17 protein-coding genes are annotated in these 24,531 nt (G+C 47.0%); 4 read left to right on the top strand and 13 right to left on the bottom strand.

The features are described from left to right. Positions 1-17: 17 nt before the first annotated feature. From B2337_RS05970 to pilG, 5 genes are read right to left on the bottom strand one after another with little or no spacing between them, the layout of a single operon-like run. Entirely contained in the window at positions 18-5,729 is a 5,712-nt protein-coding gene (locus B2337_RS05970; RefSeq protein WP_292414713.1) for an Hpt domain-containing protein, read from the bottom strand. A gap of 28 nt (positions 5,730-5,757) precedes the next feature. Further along, a complete protein-coding gene (locus B2337_RS05965) occupies positions 5,758-7,020 on the bottom strand; it encodes a methyl-accepting chemotaxis protein (protein WP_292361223.1) in 1,263 nt (420 codons plus the stop codon). Positions 7,021-7,044: 24 nt separating this feature from the next. Beyond that, a complete protein-coding gene (locus tag B2337_RS05960; RefSeq protein WP_292361222.1) occupies positions 7,045-7,593 on the bottom strand; it encodes a chemotaxis protein CheW in 549 nt (182 codons plus the stop codon). Next, complete coding sequence (gene pilH / locus B2337_RS05955; protein WP_292361221.1) at positions 7,590-7,961, bottom strand: twitching motility response regulator PilH; 372 nt, start codon at positions 7,959-7,961, stop codon at positions 7,590-7,592. The genes B2337_RS05960 and pilH overlap by 4 nt, the downstream gene beginning before the upstream one ends. 7 nt (positions 7,962-7,968) lie before the next feature. Then, the gene (gene pilG, locus B2337_RS05950; protein WP_292361220.1) at positions 7,969-8,376 is read right to left on the bottom strand and encodes a twitching motility response regulator PilG; all 408 of its coding nucleotides are present in this window, start codon (positions 8,374-8,376) and stop codon (positions 7,969-7,971) included. 303 nt (positions 8,377-8,679) lie between these two features. Here pilG and gshA point away from each other — a divergent pair, with 303 nt between their 5' ends. Then, positions 8,680-9,954, top strand: coding sequence for a glutamate--cysteine ligase (gene gshA, locus B2337_RS05945; RefSeq protein ID WP_292361219.1), 1,275 nt, complete (start codon positions 8,680-8,682; stop codon positions 9,952-9,954). A 1-nt stretch (position 9,955) separates the two neighbouring features. Here the strand turns inward: gshA and B2337_RS05940 are convergent, their stop codons facing one another. The 3 genes from B2337_RS05940 to B2337_RS05930 all read right to left on the bottom strand — a co-directional run bounded on the left by B2337_RS05940 (position 9,956) and on the right by B2337_RS05930 (position 13,449). Next, positions 9,956-11,098, bottom strand: a complete 1,143-nt coding sequence (locus B2337_RS05940) for an FIST signal transduction protein (protein ID WP_292361218.1) — start codon at positions 11,096-11,098, stop codon at positions 9,956-9,958. A gap of 205 nt (positions 11,099-11,303) precedes the next feature. Beyond that, positions 11,304-12,746 carry an Asp-tRNA(Asn)/Glu-tRNA(Gln) amidotransferase subunit GatB gene (gene gatB, locus B2337_RS05935; RefSeq protein ID WP_292414714.1) on the bottom strand — a complete coding sequence of 481 codons (1,443 nt, stop codon included), beginning with the start codon at positions 12,744-12,746 and terminating at the stop codon, positions 11,304-11,306. A 46-nt stretch (positions 12,747-12,792) separates the two neighbouring features. Next, on the bottom strand, positions 12,793-13,449 hold the full coding sequence (locus tag B2337_RS05930) for an HAD family hydrolase (RefSeq protein WP_292361216.1): 657 nt from the start codon (positions 13,447-13,449) through the stop codon (positions 12,793-12,795). Positions 13,450-13,596: 147 nt separating this feature from the next. Here B2337_RS05930 and B2337_RS05925 point away from each other — a divergent pair, with 147 nt between their 5' ends. Next, positions 13,597-14,112, top strand: coding sequence for an RNA pyrophosphohydrolase (locus B2337_RS05925; RefSeq protein ID WP_292361215.1), 516 nt, complete (start codon positions 13,597-13,599; stop codon positions 14,110-14,112). Here B2337_RS05925 and argA read toward each other — a convergent pair. Beyond that, positions 14,109-15,404: an amino-acid N-acetyltransferase gene (gene argA / locus B2337_RS05920; RefSeq protein ID WP_292414715.1), complete on the bottom strand. Its 1,296-nt coding sequence runs from the start codon at positions 15,402-15,404 to the stop codon at positions 14,109-14,111. The genes B2337_RS05925 and argA overlap by 4 nt on opposite strands. A gap of 122 nt (positions 15,405-15,526) precedes the next feature. Here argA and ilvD point away from each other — a divergent pair, with 122 nt between their 5' ends. After that, positions 15,527-17,380, top strand: a complete 1,854-nt coding sequence (gene ilvD / locus B2337_RS05915) for a dihydroxy-acid dehydratase (RefSeq protein WP_292414716.1) — start codon at positions 15,527-15,529, stop codon at positions 17,378-17,380. 331 nt (positions 17,381-17,711) lie between these two features. On the opposite strand, the gene B2337_RS05910 is transcribed toward ilvD, so the two are convergent. From B2337_RS05910 to B2337_RS05895, 4 genes are all read right to left on the bottom strand, one after another. Further along, complete coding sequence (locus B2337_RS05910) at positions 17,712-19,496, bottom strand: ABC transporter ATP-binding protein (protein ID WP_292414717.1); 1,785 nt, start codon at positions 19,494-19,496, stop codon at positions 17,712-17,714. 61 nt (positions 19,497-19,557) lie between these two features. Continuing rightward, the gene (locus tag B2337_RS05905; protein ID WP_292414718.1) at positions 19,558-20,319 is read right to left on the bottom strand and encodes a heme ABC transporter ATP-binding protein; all 762 of its coding nucleotides are present in this window, start codon (positions 20,317-20,319) and stop codon (positions 19,558-19,560) included. 8 nt (positions 20,320-20,327) lie between these two features. Then, positions 20,328-21,389 (bottom strand): FecCD family ABC transporter permease, encoded by a 1,062-nt coding sequence (locus B2337_RS05900; RefSeq protein WP_292414719.1) that lies wholly within the window; start codon positions 21,387-21,389, stop codon positions 20,328-20,330. Further along, the gene (locus B2337_RS05895; protein ID WP_292414720.1) at positions 21,386-22,261 is read right to left on the bottom strand and encodes a heme/hemin ABC transporter substrate-binding protein; all 876 of its coding nucleotides are present in this window, start codon (positions 22,259-22,261) and stop codon (positions 21,386-21,388) included. Before B2337_RS05895 ends, B2337_RS05900 begins: the two co-directional genes overlap by 4 nt. A 226-nt stretch (positions 22,262-22,487) precedes the next feature. Here B2337_RS05895 and B2337_RS05890 point away from each other — a divergent pair, with 226 nt between their 5' ends. After that, the gene (locus B2337_RS05890; RefSeq protein WP_292414721.1) at positions 22,488-24,518 is read left to right on the top strand and encodes a TonB-dependent hemoglobin/transferrin/lactoferrin family receptor; all 2,031 of its coding nucleotides are present in this window, start codon (positions 22,488-22,490) and stop codon (positions 24,516-24,518) included. Positions 24,519-24,531 lie beyond the last annotated feature (13 nt).

Raw genomic sequence — 24,531 nt, 5'->3', positions numbered from 1 at the left:
CCTTTAGTGAGTTATTCTCAACGCTTTTCGTTCGGATATCGATAAGCAAGTTGTTGTTTCAGTGAAATAATCAACTCATCATCCTGATAGGGTTTACCAAGGTAGGCATTTACACCGATGCTTAATGCCCGCTGGCGGTGTTTGTCTCCGGTTCGGGAGGTAATCATCACGATAGGTAAATGTTTAAACTGCGTGTCATTCCGGATAATGGATGCGAATTCAAATCCGTCCATACGCGGCATTTCGACATCCAGTAGCACGATATCCGGGGTTTGTTCGTAAAGTTGCGCCAGTGCATCCACACCATCTTTTGCGGTCATCACATCAAAACCCAAGCGTGTTAACAGACTGCCGGTCACTTTACGCATTGTAATCGAATCATCCACGATCATTGCCAGTGGTTTACGGTTAACTTCGATTTGCTGGAAGCTCTCACTAGCTTGCTGCAGGTTTATCGTACCACTGGGCTTTTGATAGCTTTCAATTAAGGTCGGGATATCCAGGATAAAGATCACCCGCCCATCACCGAGAATGGTTGCACCGTTAATGGCGCTGATCTGAGCAAGCTGAGTTCCCACAGATTTGATAACAATTTCCCGGTTGCTATCAATACTGTCAACAGCCAACGCAATTTTGATATCGCCACTGCGGAACAGTAGCAATGGCATTTGCTGACGTAGATTCTCCAGCAGATTAAGTGGTTGGCCGAGCAGGTTACTCAGTGGAACAAAATCATAGTGTTCGCCATGAAATGTATATGTCGGTTTTTCCTGGGCCATCAATTCACCAATCTGCTGAAGACTGATCCGCCCACCGGCATTGACCGCCGAAAGCGGTACAGCAAACTGCTGCTGATTTACCGAGATCAATAACGCCTGCATCACTGACAGTGTCAGTGGGAGACGCAGGTTAAACTGAGTTCCCTTACCTGGTTGAGAGCTGATTGACAGACGACCTTTGAGAGCACGGATTTCATTGCTGACAACGTCCATACCAACTCCCCGGCCAGCGAGTTGAGATATCTTGTCGGCAGTACTGAACCCTGAGGTCAGAATCAACTGAATCAGTGCCTGCTCATTGGGGATGTTGGAGGGATCGATTAAGTTCTGCGAGATCGCTCGTTGTTTGATTTTTTCGATGTTCAGTCCCTGACCGTCATCAGCAATGGTGATCAAGACCTCTGATCCTTCACGTTGCATACTGATTTGAAGTTGGCCACTTGGATCTTTACCTTGTTGCGAACGTTCATCTGCTGTTTCCAAACCATGCGCAATGGCATTACGCAGAATATGTTCAATCGGAGCCACCAGCCTATCCAGGATAGTTCGATCCAGTTCCAAATCCGCGCCACTGACAGTTAATCTGGATTGTTTATTCAGCTCACTATTGGTTTGCCGGACAATTCTTTCCAGTCGCGGCACTATTGAATTAAATGGCAGCAGACGGGTGTGCATCAGGCCTTGTTGTAAGTCTGTATTCAACCGGGATTGCTGTAGCAGCAGAATATCGGTCTCACGCATCAGGTTACCCATCGAACGGCTGATATTATTCAAATCGTTAACCGTTTCGGTCAGACTGCGCGAGAGTTGCTGGATGGTGGAAAAACGATCCAGTTCCAGTGGATCGAATTCTTCGTTCGCATCATGGACCGTGTCTTCATAACGGAACAGGATCTGTGTTTCGGTTTCTATTTCCAGTTTGCGAAGCTGTTCATGCAAACGGGCTACCGTCTCCTCCATCTCCTCAAGCTGCTGATGCATCACACCATGTTGCTGGGTGACCTGGTCACGGGTAATACTGACCTCACCGGCAAAGTTACTCAGATAATCCAGCAGGTCAGCCCGGACTCTGATTTTCTCAGAGCTTTGCGGGCTGGGAGTGGTGTTATCGGATGAATCCCTGGCAAAACTGCTTGCTTCCGACCGGGGCAGATCAATGAAAGGTGCTTGCTCCGGCAACGTGTCGATATTGTCGATATCTGCCGGAATATAACCTGAGTATTGCTGAATATCGTGCAGTAGATCGGTCGCGGCTGGAATGTGGCTTCTGTTAGCCAGTTGTTCCTGCATTTCTGTCAGGCGATCCTGACAGCGTTGCAACAGACTAAAAAAGCTTTCCTCAGGTTGTTCTGAACGATCTGAAACAGAAAGTACCAACGTCTCGGTTTGATGTGTCAGATCAGCCATTGCCGTGGTGGCTGTTAACCTCGCGCCACCCTTAAGTGTGTGTAAATCACGCTGCAACTGCATTGAGCCAGCTGGGTTTTCCGGTTCAGTCTGCCATTGTTTGATAGCCTGATCAGTTGATATCAACAATTCTGCCGCTTCTTCAGTAAAAGCTTCCAGAATTTCAGGATCAACATCGACCGTTGAGATATCGTCCAAAGCCGTCAGGGTGGAACGGATTTGTTCACGGAAATTTGTGAAATCCGCTGGTGCTTTGTGTTGTATCAGTGCTTCAATCTGATCATTTACAATTTCTAAAGCTTCATCAAGCAGTCCACTTAAATTATCACTGCGACTCTGTGGATGCATTATCAGGCGCTGCATCAGTTGATAAAGTGCTGCGAGTTGAGGCAATGCGCTGTTTTCCGCATTCTCTGCCAGTGTGTTTAGCGTCTGCCGAAGGACTAAGGGAGCCTCATCATTTGATTGCTGCCATATTTCAAGCTGCTGACCGTATTCATTTAACAGGCTGTCCGTTTCCTCCAGGAAACTGACAAGTTGTTCAGGATCGAGTCGTGCACTGTAGGATTGTTCTGATTTTTTGGGACAAAGTTCGAAAATCCGGCGGTCCAGTAGACGAATATCAGGTTCTTCTGTCCCCGTTTTAACGGACTGCAGTAACTGACCCAGTTCAACAATAATGTCATTCAATTCACTGATGGACGCATCAGTGAAGGTTTGCTGCTGATGGTAAAGGTTACGGAAAGTCTGATCCAGTTGAGTGGCAATTATCGCGACGGGTTTTACATTGGCAATATTGGCACAGCCTTTCAGAGAGTGTGCTGCACTGAGCATGGTTTTGTTGATGACTTTACCGGTTTGCAGAATAGCGGTTTCTGCAAACAGGGTTTGCAGATGCTGCTCTGCTTCCTGATAGAAAATATCCCGCAGTGCCTTGTCTTCGTCATCTTCATCAGCAATTTCCAGCACATTCTCCTGTTCTGCAAGTTGTTGGGCCAGAATGGTTAATGCTTGTGCGGATTCGGTAAAATCAGACTCTGCCTGGGTAAATAATGTTAAGCAGTTTTTAATTTCAGGAACTGCCTCCATGGCGAGCGCCATGATTTCATCCGAAACAGGTAATTCATCGTCCAAAACTCGATTCAGTATATGTTCAACTGCTTGTGCCATATCAGCGATGGTGGTTGCACCGGCCATCCGGCCGCTGCCTTTAAGGGTATGAAAATGACGACGGATAGTCGCGATGTCACCGGTTTCTGGTGTTTCACTCCATATTGGCAATAATTGCTGCAAGTCAGTTAAAACCTCATCGGCTTCTTCAACAAAAACTTCGGCAATTTCAGGATTAATATGTTCTTCGAATAGCCAGTTTCCGGCTACAGGACTATCACCGCTTTCAAAGTGCTCAGCAGTCGAAGGCGTTCGTTCTTCAAGTTCAACGGGTTGCGGGTGCTCATCGGCTTTCTGACCAGTGCTGAGGACGGTTGACTGATCATCCTGCAACGCCAATGTTTCCGCTTCAGTGACGCGCTCGCTGGAGTCTGCAGCAAGCGGATCGTAATCTTCAAACTGCAAGGTATCAGTATCTGTTTCCCTGTCTTCGAGTGCCTTGATATATAGATCGACAGAACTCAATTTTGGTTTTTCAGCAGCTGACTTGAAGGTAATAGAATCATCGGCAGAAAAATCAATCTCGGGTAGTTCCACAGCCTGATCCTGATCTGCTGGCTGGGGGATGCCTTCGGGTTCAACAGATTCCTGTTCCGTTACCGTGATGCTGAGTGGAGGGGCATCGGTATCTGTTGCTTTATCCTCGAGTGCTTTGATATATAGAGCAACCGAGCTTAGTTTCTGCTTTTCAGCGGCTGATGCGTTTTCTCTCGATGCATCAACAGAAAAATTAATGTCGGGCAGATCCAATGCGTGGGTTCGCCCAGAGCTTTGACCGTAATTTTGTAATGTTTGCAGGGCTGTTTGCAGAAGATTCTCATCAGCCTGGCCGGTCCGGTGCAGATCGTCCAGATAGATTTCTGCTGAAGCAAGTATTTCTGCCAGGTTCTGTTGGTCATGAGGGGCGGTTAATAATGACGTTTCATCCGCAAATTTATTGGCAAGAGAAGTAAACAGGTTTGCAGCGATATTGATATCCAGAACATCCAGGCTGCCTGCCAGCATCCGTAAACTATTGGTTAAGTTTTCCTGCATTTCATCAGTATCTTCAGCCTGATGATTTGATTGCTGGATCAGCAATTCTTTAATGCTGGCCAATTCATTAAGGCATTCCGTTAAAACGGTTTTTTGTAACTGACGATGAATTGCATCCGATGCATCGGTTTGTCTGAGTCTTGCTTCAATTTGCAGCAAATCATCAGCCAGACTGGTTAACTGTGCATGGTAGGACTTATCCGTTGCCAGACATCTTTGCAGGGCAGTGTGTTGACTATGTAAGCAATTACTTTGCGCCTGATGCTGCAGTAGTGACAGCGTATCCGCCATGCTGAGCAATTGCAGGCTGATATCGTTGACCGCCTCGTCGGCTTGATCTTCTGCAACATCAAACTGACTGATACGTTCTTTTAATTCTTCGAGCTGTTCGAGCAGAGCATTTTGCGCTTCTACCAGTGCAGAATCGCTGTGGCCAATAAGCTGTGAAGCCTGGTCATAAAATGTCAGGTCAAAGCTTTGTTTAACGCCAGTGACCAGTGGCCCATAGCTGCTTGAGCTGGCAACCAGTAGTAACAGTTGTTTTAATAAGGTTTCCGGATATCCGGCCACTAAGGAGTTTTCATCACCTTCACAGACCAGTCTTATCGGTGAGGCCATTTTGCCAATAAGCTGTTTGGCAGTATCTTCATCCCGAATACCTCTGTGGGCCAGGCCTTCAAGCAAGGCTTCTGCCACCCACCAGAATAAGGTGGTTTTTTCCTGCAGACACTGCAACCGCAGATGACGCAAAATCCCACGCATTTTCCGCAGGTTTTTGTCATCTTTTTCACGCATCCAGGTCAACAACAAGTGTTGAAATACGTGGGCTATTTTGTGTCTTTCCAATTCCAGTGGTGGAGCGGACTGCCCTGGGTTAGGGATAATGCTGTCGGGTAGTTTTTGTGAGAGATCCGGCGTAAATACATCTGTTTTAGCAATCACCGGTTTATCTCGTAATACTCTCAATTCATTTATTGCGTCCAGCAGACATAAAGCATTGTCGGGGAATTTCTCATTTAATTTCTGTAAATACGTCGGCAGCAAAATCATGCTGCGAGTCAAGGTTTCCAATGCCTGGTTTTGTTTATCTTCCGGGAAAGAACGCAGATAACCCGCAACGGATTGCATTTCAGCAGCGAGCATCTGGGCGCCATCCAGATTAAGCATTTCCAGAGTACCGTTGACTTGATACAAATGTTCGACACAGCGGCTCAGTGATTCAGACTGTTGAGGATCCTCGATAAATGTCTGGACAGATTGCAATGCCGCAGCGAGTGAATTCTGCAATTCATCCTGAAGCCATGTCAGGGCATGGTAATTGCCTCTGGATTGGGTCATATGCAAATCTCCGCTGGCTCAGCCTGCATCAGGGTAATTTGAAACCGGAGACTGACTTACGCAGTTCGTTGGTCAGTTCAAGCAGTCTGCCGATCGCTGCCGCGCTCTCATTGGTTCCGGTTGAAGTCTGCATGGTGATTTCCTGAATCACACTCATATTTTCTGAAGTACCAATCGCCGCTGTTGCCTGTTGTTTTGCATTGCTGGAAATATTGTTAATCAATTCTGCCAATTGTTGAGATACGGTTTCAATCTGCTCCAGAGAAGCACCGGCATCTTGTGATAAGCGAGCTCCGGAAACCACTTCAGCGGTACTTTGCTCCATGGAACTGATGGCTTCGCTGGTATCACTTTGAATGGTGCGAACCAAAGCATCAATCTGCCGGGTAGCACTGCCTGAACGTTCCGCCAGTCGCTGAACCTCGTCAGCAACCACCGCAAAACCTCGACCGGCTTCACCCGCCATAGCGGCCTGAATGGCAGCATTCAAAGACAGAATATTGGTTTGTTCAGCGATGTCATTGATCAATTCAACGATTTCACCGATTTGTTGGGAGCTTTCACCCAAACGCTTCATGCGTTTGGAGGTTTCCTGGATTTGTTCACGGATGGTATCCATTCCGTGGATGGCTTTTTTTACTGCCCCGTTACCTTGTACGGCGAGGCTTACCGATTGCTTCGCAACTTCAGAAGACTGGCTGGCATTTTCTGAAACCAGTTCGATAGAGGCCGCCATTTGAGTAATCGCCGAGCTGACTTCAGAAATCTGTTGTGCCTGGTGCTCACTGGCGTCGGTTAAGTGTAACGCGGTCGCCTGGGTTTCCTGAGCTGCAGAGGCTACCTGCAATGTCGTTGAGTTAATCTGTGCGACCAGGCTGCGTAATGCATCAATGGTGTAGTTGACGGAGTCAGCAATTGCGCCGGTGATATCTTCGGTCACAGTGGCTGTAACGGTCAGATCACCGTCAGCCAGATCACCCATTTCATCCAGCAACCGCAGAATAGCGTCCTGGTTATGACGATTCTGTAGTTCCATTTCATCCATGGATTGCTTGATTTTGCGTAACGGCTGATAAGCGACCATCAAGGCAAATATCACCGCTAGGATAACGCTTAAACCACTGGCTGCAGCGGTGACCAGGGGATCGGGATAGACCAGAACATATTGTCCGGAAACCAGTAACCAGATACCGGCGAGCGTCAAGCCACTGAAAACAATTATTAAAACAAGGTAAAACAGATTTCTGCCGCTGAGCAGCGATGAAAAAAACAGTTTACTGGTGGCATTCATAGGGCGTGTCCTGAAATAGAATCGTTAAGCGGCTGCATTCAAAAATCTGGGGTCTTCCGCAAGCTTAAGCAGGCTGAAAACATGCCAGTAGGTATCTTGCTGATAAAGTCGACCCTGCAAATATGGTTTCAGATGCAAGTGCTGGCTTGCATCTGCCGGTTCCGGTTGACGTTGAAAATGCTTCAGACCGAAGACTTCATCAACGATCAGACCAGTGAAAAACTCAGGGTGGTTCAAAACAATAACGCGCGTGCGCTTATCTGCAGGAGGGCTGGTACCGTGCAAAAATAAATTCAAATCAATTAACGGTAGAAGATCACCGCGCAGACTGGTTATGCCGGCAACCCAGGGTTGAGATTTGGGAACTGGGGTGATTTGATGCGGCAGTGGAAACACTTCACGGGATTGGCCAAGCGGGATAAGCAGGTGAAGATTATCCAGCCGAAAGCCAATGGCTGTCCAGGCGCCCTCCATATTATCTTGCTGGGACAAGCCCGCAATACGTTGCTGGCTGCGTCGTTCGATATCCTTGAGAGTAGCAATAATATCTTTTGGATTGTCCATTGTGGTCATACTGACACTTCTACCAATTCATTGATTTGCAATATCAGATCTTCCTCTGCAACGGGTTTGCCAAGATAGCCACGTGCACCTTGTCGCATACCCCACATGCGATCAGTTTCCTGGTGTTTGGATGAAACGATCACAATCGGAATATGTGCCGTAGCGCTGTCTTTAGTCAATCGGCGAGTCGCCTGAAAACCATTTAAACCGGGCATTACCACATCCATCAGTATTAGCTGAGGTAACTGGGATTGCGCCATTGCAACTGCCTGCTCGCCATCTGTTGCCACGATCACCTGGTGACCGTTTTTTTCCAACATTTTCTGTAATACATATACTTCTGTTGGCGAGTCATCGGCTATTAAAATTAAAGCCATATAAAACCTAAGCGTCCTTGTTTTTGTTAAGCAAATGCGTCCGTATTGCATCAAGTAAGTCTTCGCGGGTAAATGGTTTTGTCAGATATTGTTCTGCACCGACAACCCGCCCTTTTGCACGGTCAAACAGTCCATCCTTGCTGGATAGCATGACTACCGGGATATCCCGATATTTTGGGTTGTTTTTCACCAGGGCGCAGGTTTGATAACCGTCCAGGCGAGGCATCATGATATCGATAAATATGATATCGGGATGCTGACCACTGATTATTGGCAAAGCCTCAAAACCATTATCCGCAGTGAGAACTTCACAACCTGCTTTCTGCAGCAGGGATTCAGCGCTACGGCGAATCGTTTTACTGTCGTCAATGACCATCACCTTAAGGCCTGAAAATTCTGATAAAGTCTCACTCACAGTCATTTTTACCTACAGCCTGATACATTCGATTAAAATCAACCCTGAAGATAACCCATTTTTGATCGTCAGGCTAGTGACTACTTTCGATGTTAAGGTCTGTTATTCCTTCATTTCTAAACGCATGGCAGAGTATGTATGACTTGAAAATTGCAATCTGTGTCCCATATCACAGTAAATACGGTCTGTTTATCTTTTGTTGTCCCTGGAAGGGCGGGAAAATCGCTTGCAGCAGTGACGGTGATAAAAGATAAACAGCCCTAATTCAGCCAGCCTTATTTTTATTGACTCAGAGAGTTCATCATGACTTCAGCTGTACCGCATCTCATTACTGCCCTGAATGGGCCTTTACTGGAATTGGAATCACATTTACTTGAGCGTCAGGCTGATGTGGAATGCTGGTTACGTGAGCAATGGCTTAAAACTCCCGCACCGTTCTATGCATCGGTTGATTTGCGAAACTCGGGATTTAAACTTGCACCGGTAGACACGAATCTGTTTCCGGCAGGTTTTAACAATCTTAACCCGGCATTTATGCCGCTATGTGTGCAAGCTGCGCAGGCGGCGGTTGAACGACTTTGTCCGAAAGCCCGTCGGGTATTAATCATTGCGGAAAATCACACGCGTAACCTGTTTTATCTGGAAAGCGTGGAAACCTTAAGAGATATTTTTGAAAAAGCCGGCCTGGAGGCGCGCATTGCCAGCTTGCGTGACGATATCAGTGAGGCTATACAGGTCGAATTGCCCTCTGGGAAAACCTGTGAAATTTCACCTTTGGAAAGACAGGGAAATCGCGTTGCGATAGGGGATTTTTCGCCTTGTCTGGTGTTACTCAATAATGATATGTCAAGTGGGCGTCCAGCCATCCTGGAAGGTGTTGAGCAGCAACTTGCGCCTCCACTAAAAGCCGGGTGGGCCACTCGGAAGAAGTCGGATCACTTTACCCACTATTCGATGGTTGCTCATGCTTTTGCTGAGCAAATTGGGATAGATCCTTGGCTGGTATCGCCACTTACATTGCAATGTGGTGAAGTCAATTTTATGGAACGCAGCGGCATGGAGTGTCTGGCACGTAATGTGAACACCTTGTTAACGGCGATTCAGAATAAATACAATCAGTATGGCATTGATCGTGAACCGTTTGTGGTAGTGAAAGCAGATTCAGGCACCTATGGCATGGGTATTATGATGGTGAAAAGTGCTGATGAGTTATTGAACCTGAATCGCAAGCAACGCACTAAAATGTCTTCGGCCAAAGAAGGTCTGGTCGTTGATAATGTATTGGTTCAGGAAGGTGTGTATACCTTCGAAACTCTCGGTGAGGAGGAGGCTGTGGCTGAGCCGGTGATATATATGATGGACCATTTTGTTATCGGTGGCTTTTATCGTGTGCATACAGGCCGTGGCATTGATGAAAATCTTAATGCGCCGGGAATGCACTTCGAGCCCCTGGCGTTTGCCCAGTCCTGTATTACACCGGACAAATTTGATAAGCCGGATGCTGAACCGAATCGCTTTTATGCCTATGGGGTTATTGCGCGACTAGCGTTGCTAGCCGCTGCAAGAGAACTGGCATAATTCAGGCGTTATGCTCACTTAAATAGGCGATAGTCATGGTCTGGTTGTGCAACAGGCTATGGCTATCGTCTTCTCCGGAACAGATTTCACCATTTGAGTAAAAACCGGTAATGCCGGTTTGCATGCCCAGCAGACGCTGAACCGCATACACTTCGTCTGAAACCTGATCTTCCATCACCAGTTTACGACCTACACAGCTGACGCAGATGGCCAGCGCTTTATCGTTAATATCCACTTTTTTCAATAAGATTTGCCGGGCCGCTTCGCTGGCTCCGGCGACCAGCTGATCATGATCGGATTTCAGAAAACGTACGGTTGACCCTTCAGCAATATTGCCGGCAAAGGTCATACTGTTTTCTTTTTCGTTAATCGACAGCAAGGTTCTTATGACATTAACGTTTTTGTCATCCATGATGGCGAACGGAAAATTAAGACCCGAAGAAGGCAGTTCGCTGGCATAGTAGCCGATATACATTTTATAAAGCGGTAAGGCTGGTTTGTTATCCATTTCATAGACCACATTTTTAATGGCCTTGGTGATACGTCTTGGCGGGCCGTAAGGTTTCCAGCCACCTAATGCGCCACTGGTCACAATAGCGTCTTTGCCATAAATTCCTACAGCAATGACAATGCGATCCTGGATTTGATCATTATTCAGTAACAGAGTCTTGCTAAATTTGGCATCATCGCCAGCCAGACCGCCGGTAATAGGAGTGTTGGGCAATACTTCCTGCAGACCTTCAACCAGTTCTGAACCGTTAACATTAAGGCCATCGCTGAGAACAAATACACCTTTTAAATCCGGAGCGACTAATTCATTGGCGATTTGGGCACCTAAAGCATGTGATTGCTCCATGCTGTTGACGGGTTTGCAGATGAAGCGAAGCTGGCTGCGCTGCCACTGCATGGCGGTAATATGTACGCTGTCATCAAACACGCCATCTCCGGTAATTTCACCGGAAGTGGTGCAACCGATAATTTGGGCATTGGGGTAGCGTTTCTGTAACTGGCTGGCAAAATTGCGTTCGCTGAAACGATTAACGGAGCCGAAAACCAAAACCCAATTTGCTTCACTCAATGTCGATGCAGATGAGAGTTTGTTAAAACCGCTTTTGGTAGGTAAATGTTCCTGTACAAACTTCATTTTATTAAACCCAACATCCTGAAATTTAAATGAATCATTAGCATCCTTGTTCTATGTGTTCAAAAAACATCAGCCGATACTACATCAGATTGTCTGATACTGGGAGTAGCTTGATTCAAAATGTGAACTGATTTGCACAAATCTGGCGCATAAAAAAGCCCTGAGCGCCTATTCCGCGTCAGGGCTTTCGAGTAAAAAAAAGTTTTTAACCAGCCAGTTTCTGTTTAAGGATATCGTTGACCTGTCCTGGATTGGCTTTGCCTTTTGAGGCTTTCATAACCTGTCCCACAAAAAAGCCGAATACCTGTTCTTTACCATCACGATATTGCTGTAATTGATCGGGATTAGCGGCAATCACTTCATCAATCATTGCTTCGATGGCACCGGTATCGGTGACTTGCTTAAGACCTTGAGCTTCAATCACGGCATCGGCATCAGCGCCTTTACCATTCCAGATGGCTTCAAACACCTGCTTGGCGATTTTACCGGAGATAGTATTGTCCTGAATGCGAAGTAATACGCTGCCCAGTTGGGCTGCAGAGACCGGAGATTCAGTGATGTCGAGACCCGCTTTATTCAATGCGCCGGAGAGATCCCCGATGACCCAGTTGGCACATTGTTTGGGATCTTTATTGCCTGTCGCGACAAGCACGGCTTCATAATAATCAGCCAGTTCACGGCTGCTGGTCAGTACGCTCGCATCATATCTTGATAAGCCCATTTCACTTACAAAACGATCGCGTTTCTCGTTGGGCAATTCCGGTAAAGTGGCACGAACCTGTTCAATCAAGCCTTCATCTAAAACCAAAGGCAATAAGTCAGGATCCGGGAAGTAACGGTAATCATTGGCTTCTTCCTTGCTCCGCATGGAGCGGGTTTCATTTTTATCCGCATCATACAGACGGGTTTCCTGAACCACTGCGCCGCCGGATTCAATCACATCAATCTGTCTTTCAACTTCAATATTGATGGCACGTTCGACATTACGGAATGAGTTGATATTTTTCAGTTCAGCCCGGGTACCGAATTTTTCCTGACCTTTGGGACGTACGGAAACGTTGGCATCACAGCGGAATGAGCCTTCCTGCATATTGCCATCACATATTTCCAGATAACGTACCAAAGAGTGGATTTTTTTCATATAAGCAACAGCTTCTTTAGCGCTGCGCATATCGGGTTCGGAAACGATTTCCAGTAAAGGCGTCCCAGCGCGGTTCAGATCGATCCCGGTTTGACCGTGAAAATCTTCATGCAAGGATTTCCCGGCATCTTCTTCAAGATGGGCACGGGTGATGCCAATAATTCTCTCACTGCCGTCTTCCATTTCGATGGTGATTTGGCCTTTGCCAACGATTGGCAATTCAAACTGACTGATTTGGTAGCCTTTCGGCAAGTCTGGATAAAAATAGTTTTTGCGGGCAAATACTGAACGATCGGCAATTTCGGCATCAACCGCTAAACCGAATTTGACCGCCATACGAACAGCTTCTTTATTCAATACCGGCAGTACTCCCGGTAATCCAAGATCAACAGCACATGCCTGAGAGTTCGGTGCCGCACCGTAGGCAGTGGCTGCTCCGGAGAAAATTTTCGTTTTGGTTGCAAGTTGGGCGTGGATCTCTAGCCCGATAACAACTTCCCATTCCATAATTGACGGCCTGAATTTAAGTGATTAAAACTTCGAATTGTAGCAATTATTCACGCAGACTCAGAATTTTCCAGTCGCGCTGTCGTGCAATTTCGGCCAATGTTTCATCCGGATCCACCGCGATGGGGGTCTCGACCTGCTCCAGCAAAGGCAGATCATTGTGTGAATCACTGTAGAAATAACTGCCTGCAAGGTTATGCTGATGTTCGGTTAACCAATGTTGTAAACGGACAACTTTGCCATGCTGAAATGACGGAACACCCTGTACCTGACCGGTATAGCGCCCATCAACCATTTCCGGATCGGTGGCAATCAGATGGTCGATACCTAATATTTCAGCTATTGGCTTGGTTAAAAAACTGTTCGTTGCAGTAATGATCAGCAGGGTATCACCCTGCTGGCGATGGTATTCAATCAACTCGCGGCCTTTTGGCAGAATAATCGGCATGATTTTCTGTTGCAGGTACTCGGCACGCCAACTCAGCAAGTTCTGCATACTGTTTTTTGCCAGCGGTTCAAACACAAACTGCAGGAAGGCATTGATATCCAGCTGTCCTGCCTGATAGTCATGATAATAAGCCAGATTAGTGTCGTGGTAACTCTGCGGATCGACGATGCCATTTTCCGCCAAATAGCGCCCCCACAAATAATCACTGTCGCCGCCGAGTAAGGTATTGTCTAAGTCAAATATTGCTAAAGCCATTGTAACTGGTCATGTCCCGATAAATTGAGCGCCTATTGTAAGACAAAATGCGTTGCATCCTCATGTCTCATTCACTAATCTAAACTTATTATAAATAATTATGCTGGCGGCCCGTGCTTATCATTGCCCCCGGCGAGAGATTGAACCGTGATAGACAAAGATGGCTTCAGAGCCAATGTGGGGATTATCCTCTGCAATGACCTTAACCAGGTGTTGTGGGCGCAACGTGCTCAGCATGATTCATGGCAGTTTCCCCAGGGTGGCATTAAAACCAATGAAACGCCGGAGCAGGCCGCCTTCCGTGAATTGACGGAAGAAATTGGTCTGGGCCGTGAACATGTTGAGCTGTTGGCTACTACCCGGGGATGGTTGCGTTATCGCTTGCCCAAGCGTTATTTAAGGTATGGCAACAAACCCTTGTGTATCGGTCAGAAGCAGCGCTGGTTCCTCATGCGTTTTACCGGTGATGAAGCCGATGTCAGACTGGATCTGCATGAAAAACCCGAGTTTGATGATTGGCGCTGGGTAGATTACTGGACGCCCGTCGAGGAAATTGTATTTTTCAAACGGCGGGTATACGAAAAAGCTCTGCATGAATTTGCGCCACTGCTATTTCCTGAATACCGTAAACGGGCCGGTAATCGTGACCCGTCAGCTGGTTAATTCAGTTGCTTACGAAATACGCTGGAATTACGTTGATAGTTATATAACGCCTGTTTTTGCATAGGTAAGTCACTGATTGCAGAGGGCTGAAAGCCATGTTCGATAAACCAGTGTGCAGTCTGAGTTGTCAGCACATAAAGCGTATTCCACCCTGCCGTTTTAGCCTGTTTTTCCAACACGGTCAGTAACTGTTTGCCACGGCCTTGATGACGGTAGTCTGTGGATATCGCCATGCAGGCCAATTCCGCTGCATTGTTTTCCGGATAAGGGTATAACGCAGCACAGGCGACAACCGTGCCATCACGCTCCATCACCGTGAAATGATCAATTTCCCTTTCCAGTAATTCCCGAGAACGTTTGACAAGTACTCCGCTTTGTTCCAGAGGTTGCAGTAATTCCAGAATGCCACCGACATCTTCAATATTTGCCTGACGTGTGGTTTCAAACGAAGTGGCACTGATTAACGTACCAGCACCATCCCGGCTGAATAATTCCTGCAACAAGGCACCATCAATCGAACGGTCCAGCAAATGTACCCTGGAAACACCTGCTTTACAGGCGTTGACAGCCGCACTTAATGACGGGTGATCGTAATCTTTTGCCTGTTGCAGCGTAATTTCCCGGGGCAATTGCTCATTGCTCTGACCAATAAATATAAGTTTGTCGGCTTGTAAGCGCGTGGCCGCTGCGGTGGCAATCGCCTCGGCAGATAAATTAAAGATTTCGCCAGTAAGTGAATATCCCAGCGGCGGTAGCAGTACCAGATTGCCATTAGTCAATTGCTGTTGAATACCTTCAGCATCAATACGTCTGACTTCACCGGTATGTCCCAGATCAATACCATCAATAATGCCAGCGGGGCGGGCGGTGACCAGATTTCCACTGACACAGCGAATCCGTGAATCGGCCATAGGGGTGTGTGGCAGGCCAAACGAAAGTTTGGATTCAATAGCGATACGTAATTCCCCCACCACCCCACGGGCGATCTGCAGACTGGCATCATCCGTAATCCGCAGGCCACGATGATATTTCACTGCAATATTGCGTTTCTCACATTGCGCTTCGATTTGAGGCCGTGCACCAAATACCAGTACCAGTCGAATATCCAGACTATTCAGAATCGCCAGATCATGGATCAGATGATCAAAATTATCTGCTGCGACCGTTTCACCATCAAAAGCAATGACAAAAGTTGCGCCACTGTGGGCGTGAATATACGGTGCAGCCGCTCTGAACCATGAGGTTGTGGTCGCGAAATGAGCGTCTGCAGGTTGTTGTGATGATGAATTCATAATGTCTTTTTATCGTAGTCTCACCACGCTTGCCAAGTTGCGTGTAAAATCCCGTGGTTAAACTGATGTCATTCCGTTGTTGTAGTGTGTCCATCAGTCTCAATTATAGTTGGAGAAAATCAATGCCTGAATATCGTTCAAAAACTTCTACTGCTGGCCGTAATATGGCGGGCGCCCGTGCTTTATGGCGGGCCACAGGCATGAAGGATGATGATTTCAGCAAGCCTATTATAGCGATTGCGAACTCATTCACACAGTTTGTTCCGGGCCATGTTCATTTGAAAGATCTGGGTCAGTTAGTCGCGCGTGAAATTGAACGGGTTGGTGGTGTTGCGAAAGAATTCAATACGATTGCGGTCGATGATGGTATCGCTATGGGTCATAGCGGCATGCTTTACAGTTTGCCATCGCGTGAAATTATTGCCGACTCGGTTGAATATATGGTCAATGCGCATTGTGCTGATGCCCTGGTGTGCATCTCCAACTGCGACAAGATTACCCCCGGAATGCTAATGGCAGCATTACGTTTGAATATTCCAGTAGTGTTTGTTTCCGGTGGCCCGATGGAGGCCGGTAAAACCAAATTGGCCGGGCAGGATGTCAAACTGGATCTGGTCGATGCCATGGTGCAGGCGGCAGATGATAATGTCAGTGATGAAGATGTTGCTCAGGTTGAGCGTAGTGCATGTCCAACCTGTGGTTCCTGCTCGGGTATGTTCACAGCCAACTCAATGAACTGTCTGACAGAAGCGCTTGGTTTGTCATTGCCGGGGAACGGTTCCTTGCTGGCGACTCATGCTGATCGCCGCGAACTGTTTCTGGAAGCAGGTCGGCGTATCGTCGATCTGGCAAAACGTTATTACGAAAATGATGAAGAAGATGTCCTGCCTCGTGCTATCGCCAGCAAAGCGGCATTTGAAAATGCGATTGCGCTGGATATTGCCATGGGCGGTTCCACCAACACCGTTTTGCATTTACTGGCTGCGGCGCATGAGGGTGAAGTGGATTTCACTATGGCGGATATCGACCGGATGTCCCGCAAGATTCCGAATCTATGCAAGGTAGCCCCGGCGACCAATAAGTATCACATGGAAGACGTGCATCGTGCCGGTGGTGTGATTGGCATCTTGTCTGAACTGGCTGCCGGAGGATTGTTACATACCGAAGTACCAACCGTGCACAGCAAAACGATGGCCGAAGGGCTGGCTTTGTGGGATGTGGCACGCAGTGATCACCAGCCTGCGCAATTACGTTATCTGGCCGGACCTGCCGGAATACCAACCCAAACAGCATTTAGTCAGGATTGCCGCTGGCCTTCTTTGGATCTGGATCGTGAAGAGGGTTGTATTCGTAATGTTGAGCATGCCTACAGCAAAGACGGAGGTTTGGCAGTCTTGTTTGGCAATCTGGCCGAAGAGGGCTGTATTGTCAAAACCGCTGGTGTTGATGAGTCAATACTTAAATTCTCTGGTCCGGCGCGTATCTTTGAATCGCAGGATCATGCTGTGACCGCCATTCTGACGGAACAGATTCAGGCTGGTGACGTGGTACTGATTCGCTATGAAGGCCCGAAGGGCGGGCCGGGTATGCAGGAAATGCTGTACCCGACCAGCTATCTGAAATCCAAGGGGCTTGGCAAACACTGTGCGTTGCTGACCGATGGCCGATTCTCGGGTGGTACTTCTGGCTTATCTATTGGTCATGCCTCACCGGAAGCGGCAGAAGGGGGCAATATTGGTCTGGTCGAAGAGGGCGATATGATTCACATTGATATCCCAAATCGCAGCATCAATGTTGATTTAACTGATGCCCAGCTGGCGGAAAGACGTATTGCGATGGAACAACGCGGTGAAATGGCCTGGAAACCGGTTAACCGTGAACGTAAAGTCAGCCTTGCTCTACAGGCTTATGCCGCTTTGACGACCTCTGCGGCCAAAGGCGCAGTACGTGATGTGGAGCAGCTGAAACGCCGTTAAGAGATTAAAAAAACTAACCACAGAGACGCAGAGGGCACAGAGGTTTAAAAAATATATCCGCAGATTACGCAGATTTTCGCAGATGAAAAAAATGAGTAGAGTTAGCTTTTTCATGGGCAAATTTAGTGCTGATTATCTGACTTGATCGTGCTTAATCAATCAAGAGCACTGAAGCGAGCGTTTAGTTTTCTGGAGTGATATCTGAAAGAGACTTGAAAAACAGCCGCTTTAATCTGTGCAAATCTGCGTAATCTGCGGATATTTTCATTTTAGCCTGGAGGTTTTAAAGAGACCTCGGTGCCCTCTGTGTCTCTGTGGTTAATTCTAAAATCTAAATCTGCTGAGCATAAAGTTTTTGATAAATACCGTGTTCCTGAATCAGGCTGTCATGATCGCCATCGGCGATGATTTCACCGCCATCAAACACCACAATGCGATCTGCCTGGCGAACAGCACTTAACCTATGCGCGATTATTATGGTCGTGCGGTTTTTCAGGTAATCCGCCAAGGCGATATGCAGATGGTGTTCGGTATTGCTATCGAGGGCCGAGGTGGCTTCATCGAGAACCACCACACTTGGGTTCATCAATGCCATTCTTGCCACGGCCAGTCGCTGGCGTTGTCCACCTGAGAGTTTGACACCTGAACGTCCAACCAAGGTATCCAGACCTTTCGGCATCGCCTGAATGACATCTTCAATCTGTGCGATTTGAATTGCCTGCCAGATAACCTCATCAGGGTAATCTCGTCCCAGCGTAATATTCTCCCGCACGGTGTCATTAAATAAAGCCGGGTGCTGTAAGACCGTCGCCACATGCTCACGCACGCCTTCCAGTCCGATTTCACTGACCGGCACCTCATTGAAATACACCATGCCTTTATCCGCCGGATATAACCCCAGCAACACATTAACCAGTGTGGATTTACCGGCACCACTTGCACCCACCAGAGCGACTTTTTCGCCGGCTTTGATATCCAGTGAAACTCCACTGAGCACCGGATTATTTTCGTCATAACTGAAATGCAGGTTTTCAATCCGAATACTGCTGGCCTGGCCGTCCACAAACGGATTAGTTTTGGCTGGATAAATCACTTCCTGTTTTAACGAAAACAATTTGTTTAGTCGGGTAACAGCAGCGCCGGCAGCATAAAATGCGTACTGGATATTCAGCACTTCCTGCACCGGTCCCATCATGAACCAGAGATAACCAAACACGGCAAACATCTGACCGATACTCAGATCAGAAAAGACTACCATCCACATGCTTACCGCACGAAAAATATCAAACCCAAACAGGAAAATGACAAAGGATATTCGGTTCGCAGCATCACTCTTCCAGGCATAATCAGTGGCATGCTTGCGTACTCCGCGAGCCCGATCGATCACTCGTAGAAAATAATGTTTTTCACGATTGGCTGCACGGATCTGCTGAATGGCATCAAGTGTTTCGGTCAGACTTTGCTGAAAAACCTCTACTGCCGTGTTTTCATTTTTTTTCAGATTTTTAACGTGCTTACCGACGCGCATGGTGAAATAAATCACCAGCGGATTCATAAACAGAATCAGTAACGCCAGTTGCCAGTGGAGAAACAGCAGGATCACAGCGGTGCCGATAATACTCAGCACAGCAACGATAAACCGGCTGATGGTATTACCGATAAAGTTATCAATCACCTCAATATCGGTGACAAAATGCGATGAAATACCACCACTGCCGCGGGTTTCATATTCGCTGATGGCGATTCTTCCCAGCCGTTTGATCAGCTGTCGGCGAATTCGAAAGGTAATGCGTTTGGCAATAATGGTGAAATAGCGTGACTGCAACACGTTTAAAACCAATGACGCCAAACGTAATACCAGTGTCAGGATCAACATTGCGCTAATGAAAAGAATAGGACCGTGCCAGTGTTCTGGGGTAAACGAGGAGATAAACGCCACAGCAGTACCGGGTTGGTCCAGCAGGACTTCATCCACCATTATCGGTAACAATAAGGGAACTGGAACCGCACAGATAGTGGCAAAGAGCGCGATCAGGTTGGCTTTTATCAGATGCTTTTTATAACTCAACGCCTGTTTGAGTATGCCTTTAAGCTGATAGCTGGTTTCTGTGCTCATGGATGTTCGTCAATTCAATTTCGTTCGTTGGGCGGGAATGAATGGGATCGTTATGCCAACATTAGACCAGTATTTGCTGGCCATGTCGGTTAAAAAACAGTTCAGGTTGGTAACCCCATATTTTCATTACGGTTTCAGGTTTAAGCACCTGCGGTGGAGATCCCTGGGCGATTAATTCACCCTGATGTAATAGCCACACTTTGTCAGCATAGCGGCTTGCTTGGTTCAAATCATGCAAAATACTGATCACCGCAAAACCATTTTCCTGACAAAGCGATTTTACCAAATTCAATAACTGATGTTGCTGTCCCAGATCCTGTGCCGAAGTTGGCTCATCCAGTAATAATAATGGGGCAAGTTCTGCCTGCGACAGTTGCAACAACACTCTGGCCAATTGTACCCGTTGTCGTTCCCCACCCGACAGGCTGGTATAAAGCCTGTCAGCAAATTGCCAGGTATCGGTCGCCTGCATCCACTTTTGAACGGCATGATTAATCTCACGAATATTCAGGCTGAGTGGTGTGGCACCTATCGCAACGACCTCCTGCGCCTTGAATGGAAAAGATAACTGGCTGGCCTGGGGCAATACACCCAGGTGTTTGGCCAGTCGTTGTCTGTGCCAGTATTCTAAAGATTTGCCATGCAGATATATCTGACCTTGGCTGGCTGACCATTCACCACAGATGGTTTTGATTAAACTGGATTTACCCGCGCCATTCGGGCCTAACACCGCAATGAGCTCGCCAGAAACCAAACTGGCTGCTGGTAAATTCAGAATTTGGTGGTGTTCCTGTTTAACAAGCAGGTTTTCGATAGTGAGCATAAGCAGGCTTATAAAGTACTGAGGCGTTTACGTTGCTGGATCAGCAAAAAAGCAAAGAAGGGCGCACCGATTAATGCGGTCACCAAACCTACCGGTAATTCGGCAGGAGCCAGCAACACTCTGGCACCAATATCTGCTATCAATAACAATACTGCTCCGGTGAGCGCGGATAATAGCAGTAATAATCGATGATCCGGGCCCATGGTCATACGCACCAGATGGGGCACCACCAGACTGATAAAACCGATAATGCCGGTGGCTGAAACGGCAATGCCAATGCCGATTGCGCTGACCACAATCAATTGTAGTTTTAATTTCTCGACATTGATGCCCAGATGGCGGGCTTCGGCTTCGCCCAGCAGAAAGGCATTTAATGCTGGTGCCTGAGTTTGGTAAAACAATAAAAGGCAAAGGCAGGTCATTGCGGACAGCCAGATAGATGTATTGTTTGCGCCGTTCAGCGTACCCATACCCCATAAGGTCAGCTCGCGTAACGCCATATCATTGGCGATATAGGTCATAAAACCAATGATTGCCCCGCTAAAAGCGGCAACTGCAACTCCCGCCAGCAACAGAATCAATACCGAAGTCCCCCCATTTTGAGATTGCGCCAGCCGATACACCAGTAAGGTGGTTATCAAACCGCCCAGAAATGCCGCTACAGGTGTTGTCAGATAGCTGAGCGAAGCCGGTAACAATACGATGGCAATGGCCGCGCCAAGCCCCGCACCGGAAGAGACACCAATAATGCCGGGATCGGCTAAGGGATTACGGAATAGTCCCTGGGTGACAGCACCACAAAGGGCTAATAACGCACCGATAAAGATAGCGAGTAAAGTTCGTGGCCAGCGTAACTCCCAGATAATGGCGGTTTGAAAGGCATTTAACTGACTCAGTTCACTGCCGAAAAACTTATCTAGTATGCTCAATAAGCTTTGTTTTGCAGGCAAGGTCATTGGACCCAGCATGATCGATAACAACACCGTTACCAGCAATAACATGACCATCATCAGCCAGATGCTTCGGCGCCAGCCATGCAAGCTGGCAGGTAAATATTTGGCATAACTCATCGTGCTGAGGAATAAATAATGGCTGCCAGCTGATCGGCCTGTTTTACCGCAGTTATGCTCAGTCCTGCGATTAACTTACTGGCATCAATACTGATAATGTGCCTGTTTTGGCCGGCAGCAGTATTTTTCAGCAAAGGATAGCGAGACAACAGCTGCTCCGTTTCCGGTGCGCCATTACTGCGGTTTCCAACCAGAATGACATCGGGATTCATTGCCAGAACAGATTCCAGCGACACTGACTGATAACCATTAAATTCGCTGATATTTTGACCATCAAGCACATTGATGAGGGCATGACCAACCGTGTCACGTCCAGCCTGTGATAATCCCCGATCATTCAAATCCAGCAGAAACACCATTTTTAAATTTGATCCATTGAGATGATCGGTGATGGCGGTTTCCATTCGCTGAATATCGACGATTAATTGCTGACCGGTTTTTTCGCGATCCAGTGCTTTGGCTAAGTACTGAATATTACTGCGAAGGTCCGCAATGGTTTGCGGACTGTTGAGCTGGATAAAGTTAATCTGTGCATTTTGAATGGCTTTTACAGTGGGAGCAGGCCCTGTATGGTCGCTGCCCACAATCAGATCCGGTTGTAAGGATAAAATCGCTTCGGCCGACAACGCACGGTGATAGCCGAGTTGTTTAACATGATGACTTTTGAGTAATGGCTCACTGGTGATATCGGTGGCGATAATGTTGGAGCCAACCCCCAAGGCCAGCAAAATTTCTGTGGCATTGCTATCAACACTGATGATTTTTTTATCGGCATGAACCGGCTCAGCCATCGTAATTTGAGCCGTTAACAGTAATAAAACGCCGTAAAATAGTTTTCTCATATTAAGACGAGAAAATGTAGATTGAGACATGAATAGCTCCAAGCAGGGTAAATCAGTTTCGGGCTCGTTATTGAAGAACGCCATGAGCAAATGCAGAAGTTTAACCACAAATAAATAATTTGTTAAGTTAAATCTAAATGATAATCGTTATTATTTACATGTTGTGTGAGGTGTGATAATTTTCCCAGCCTGATGCCGTAATTCTTATCTGCAAATCAATTTTTTGAACGTTAAGGCGATCTTTACTGAGGAAATAATGAACACACAACGTAAAACCCTCCCTACCCTGATTCAGTATGTGCTTTTGCTTAGTCCGCTACTGGTATCAACCAGTCACGCCCAAACGCCTTTGCAAATGGAAGAAATCAAGATCACTGCAACACGTAATGCAGAGCAGCAAGACTTGCAGAGTCGCAATATCACGGTCATTGATAAAGCTGAACTGGATCAGGTTCAGGCGACTTCTGTGCCACAGACGGTAGCTCATCTGCCCAATGTCACGCTGAGCGGTGGGCCAAGGGAAGATGTTCAGAATGTGAATATCCGTGGTTTGGGAGATAACCAGGTATTACAGCTGGTGGATGGGGTCAGGCAGAACTTTATGTCAGGCCATCGCCCGACCTATTTTCTGGACCCGGAATTAATCAAAAATGTCGAAGTAGTGAAAGGACCGAGTAGTGCGTTGTGGGGGTCAGGTGCCCTGGGCGGCGTAATTTCACAAAACACCATTCATGCGGCTGATTTGCTGGGAACCAGTGATTTTGGCGGTTTTATCAAGCAGGGTTATCACAGCAACAGTGATAAATGGTTGACCACCTCAGCACTGGCTGGACGAGGTGATAATCTCGACTGGCTGGTTTCTGGTTTTTATCGTGATGGTAATGACCTGGAACTGGGCAATGGGAAGAATCTCGAGGGTTCTGCATCACGTGATAAAGGTTTGATGGCGAAAGTAGACTGGTTTATTGATGATGCACAAACCGCGACATTTAATCTGCGAACTTCCGAGGTGAATGGCGAGATTCCTTCGAATGGCGCAGCCAATGTGGGATCCTCTAATTTTATGATTCACCGCGAAAATCAGACTGATCATGCTGCAGTGGATTATCGTCTGAATCCAGACAGTAACTGGCTTAATGCCCAGCTGATGCTGTACTGGAACAATACCGAAATGCAGGAATATCGCTTATCAGATCGACGTGCTGATCGGACTGAGATCGAAACGCTTGGCTTAAATCTGAATAACCGAACTGAGCTGGGTGACATTAGTTTTATCTATGGTGTGGATGGCTATCAGGATAAGTTAACTAGTAGCCGTGCTGGGTTAAATCGTCCTACACCGCCAAATGCCACAACCGAAGTTTGGGGAGCATTTACCGAAGTTCATATTCCGTTTGCCGAAGCTTGGCGACTAGAACTTGGCAGTCGTTATGATTATTTCAGCACTGAGGCTAAAAATTTAAATAATGATCGTAGTGATAATGCGCTTTCACCCTCAGTCGCTTTGGTATGGCAAACCACAGATAAGTTGAATCTGACCTTACGTTATGATGAAGCTTTCAGGGCACCAACTGCTGAAGAGCTTTATACAACCGGAACACATTTTTGTATTACTTCCACTGCCTGTAATACCTTTATTCCCAATGCTGATCTGAAACCAGAAGAATCTCAAAATATTGAATTCATTGCTGACTTTAATACGCAGAATGTTTTTACTCAACAAGATCGCTTTGGCATCAATGGGGCATTGTTTTATAACAATATTGATAATTTTATTGAGCAAACAGTTGATAACCCTGTTTTCTCAGCTTTACCTTTTCCACCTTTTTTCAGTGTAGATGCTGGTCATACCACTTATAACAACGTTGATGAGGCTCGTTTAAAAGGCTTTGAGCTAACATTTAACTATGGTCTAAATGATTTTAATGCTGCATTGTCGTACGGACAGACCCGTGGTAAAGATAAACAGACTGGTGAGAAACTGAGCGGTATCCCAGCAGATAAATGGGTATTGGATCTGAGTCAGCGCTTTATCAATCGCAGTGTTAAAACAGGTCTAAGAGTCAGTCATGTTGAAACTCAGAACCGAACTCCCTCCGGAGATAGCCGTGATTATGATCGCTATACTCTGGCCGATATTTATGCGACATGGGAACCAGTTACCATGCCCAACCTAAAACTTGATCTCAGCGTGAATAATCTGACCGATCAATATTACCGTGTGGCCTTTCAGGAGCTTTATATGCCGGGACGTGATGTAAGATTAGCCGTACGCTATCAGTTCTAATGCGGAGTAGATT

This window comes from Methylophaga sp. UBA3192, from assembly GCA_002363955.1.
Classification (GTDB): domain Bacteria; phylum Pseudomonadota; class Gammaproteobacteria; order Nitrosococcales; family Methylophagaceae; genus Methylophaga.
The sequence above is the reverse complement of the archived record's forward strand: the minus strand, read 5'-3'. Positions and strand labels throughout refer to the sequence as shown.

What these genes read in the sequence shown, in the direction of transcription:
- B2337_RS05970 (WP_292414713.1), bottom strand. Translation starts at nt 5,729, where the DNA reads ATGACCCAATCCAGAGGCAATTACCATGCCCTGACATGGCTTCAGGAT.
- B2337_RS05965 (WP_292361223.1), bottom strand. Translation starts at nt 7,020, where the DNA reads ATGAATGCCACCAGTAAACTGTTTTTTTCATCGCTGCTCAGCGGCAGA.
- B2337_RS05960 (WP_292361222.1), bottom strand. Translation starts at nt 7,593, where the DNA reads ATGACCACAATGGACAATCCAAAAGATATTATTGCTACTCTCAAGGAT.
- pilH (WP_292361221.1), bottom strand. Translation starts at nt 7,961, where the DNA reads ATGGCTTTAATTTTAATAGCCGATGACTCGCCAACAGAAGTATATGTA.
- gshA (WP_292361219.1), top strand. Translation starts at nt 8,680, where the DNA reads ATGACTTCAGCTGTACCGCATCTCATTACTGCCCTGAATGGGCCTTTA.
- B2337_RS05940 (WP_292361218.1), bottom strand. Translation starts at nt 11,098, where the DNA reads ATGAAGTTTGTACAGGAACATTTACCTACCAAAAGCGGTTTTAACAAA.
- gatB (WP_292414714.1), bottom strand. Translation starts at nt 12,746, where the DNA reads ATGGAATGGGAAGTTGTTATCGGGCTAGAGATCCACGCCCAACTTGCA.
- B2337_RS05930 (WP_292361216.1), bottom strand. Translation starts at nt 13,449, where the DNA reads ATGGCTTTAGCAATATTTGACTTAGACAATACCTTACTCGGCGGCGAC.
- argA (WP_292414715.1), bottom strand. Translation starts at nt 15,404, where the DNA reads ATGAATTCATCATCACAACAACCTGCAGACGCTCATTTCGCGACCACA.
- ilvD (WP_292414716.1), top strand. Translation starts at nt 15,527, where the DNA reads ATGCCTGAATATCGTTCAAAAACTTCTACTGCTGGCCGTAATATGGCG.
- B2337_RS05910 (WP_292414717.1), bottom strand. Translation starts at nt 19,496, where the DNA reads ATGAGCACAGAAACCAGCTATCAGCTTAAAGGCATACTCAAACAGGCG.
- B2337_RS05905 (WP_292414718.1), bottom strand. Translation starts at nt 20,319, where the DNA reads ATGCTCACTATCGAAAACCTGCTTGTTAAACAGGAACACCACCAAATT.
- B2337_RS05900 (WP_292414719.1), bottom strand. Translation starts at nt 21,389, where the DNA reads ATGAGTTATGCCAAATATTTACCTGCCAGCTTGCATGGCTGGCGCCGA.
- B2337_RS05895 (WP_292414720.1), bottom strand. Translation starts at nt 22,261, where the DNA reads ATGTCTCAATCTACATTTTCTCGTCTTAATATGAGAAAACTATTTTAC.
- B2337_RS05890 (WP_292414721.1), top strand. Translation starts at nt 22,488, where the DNA reads ATGAACACACAACGTAAAACCCTCCCTACCCTGATTCAGTATGTGCTT.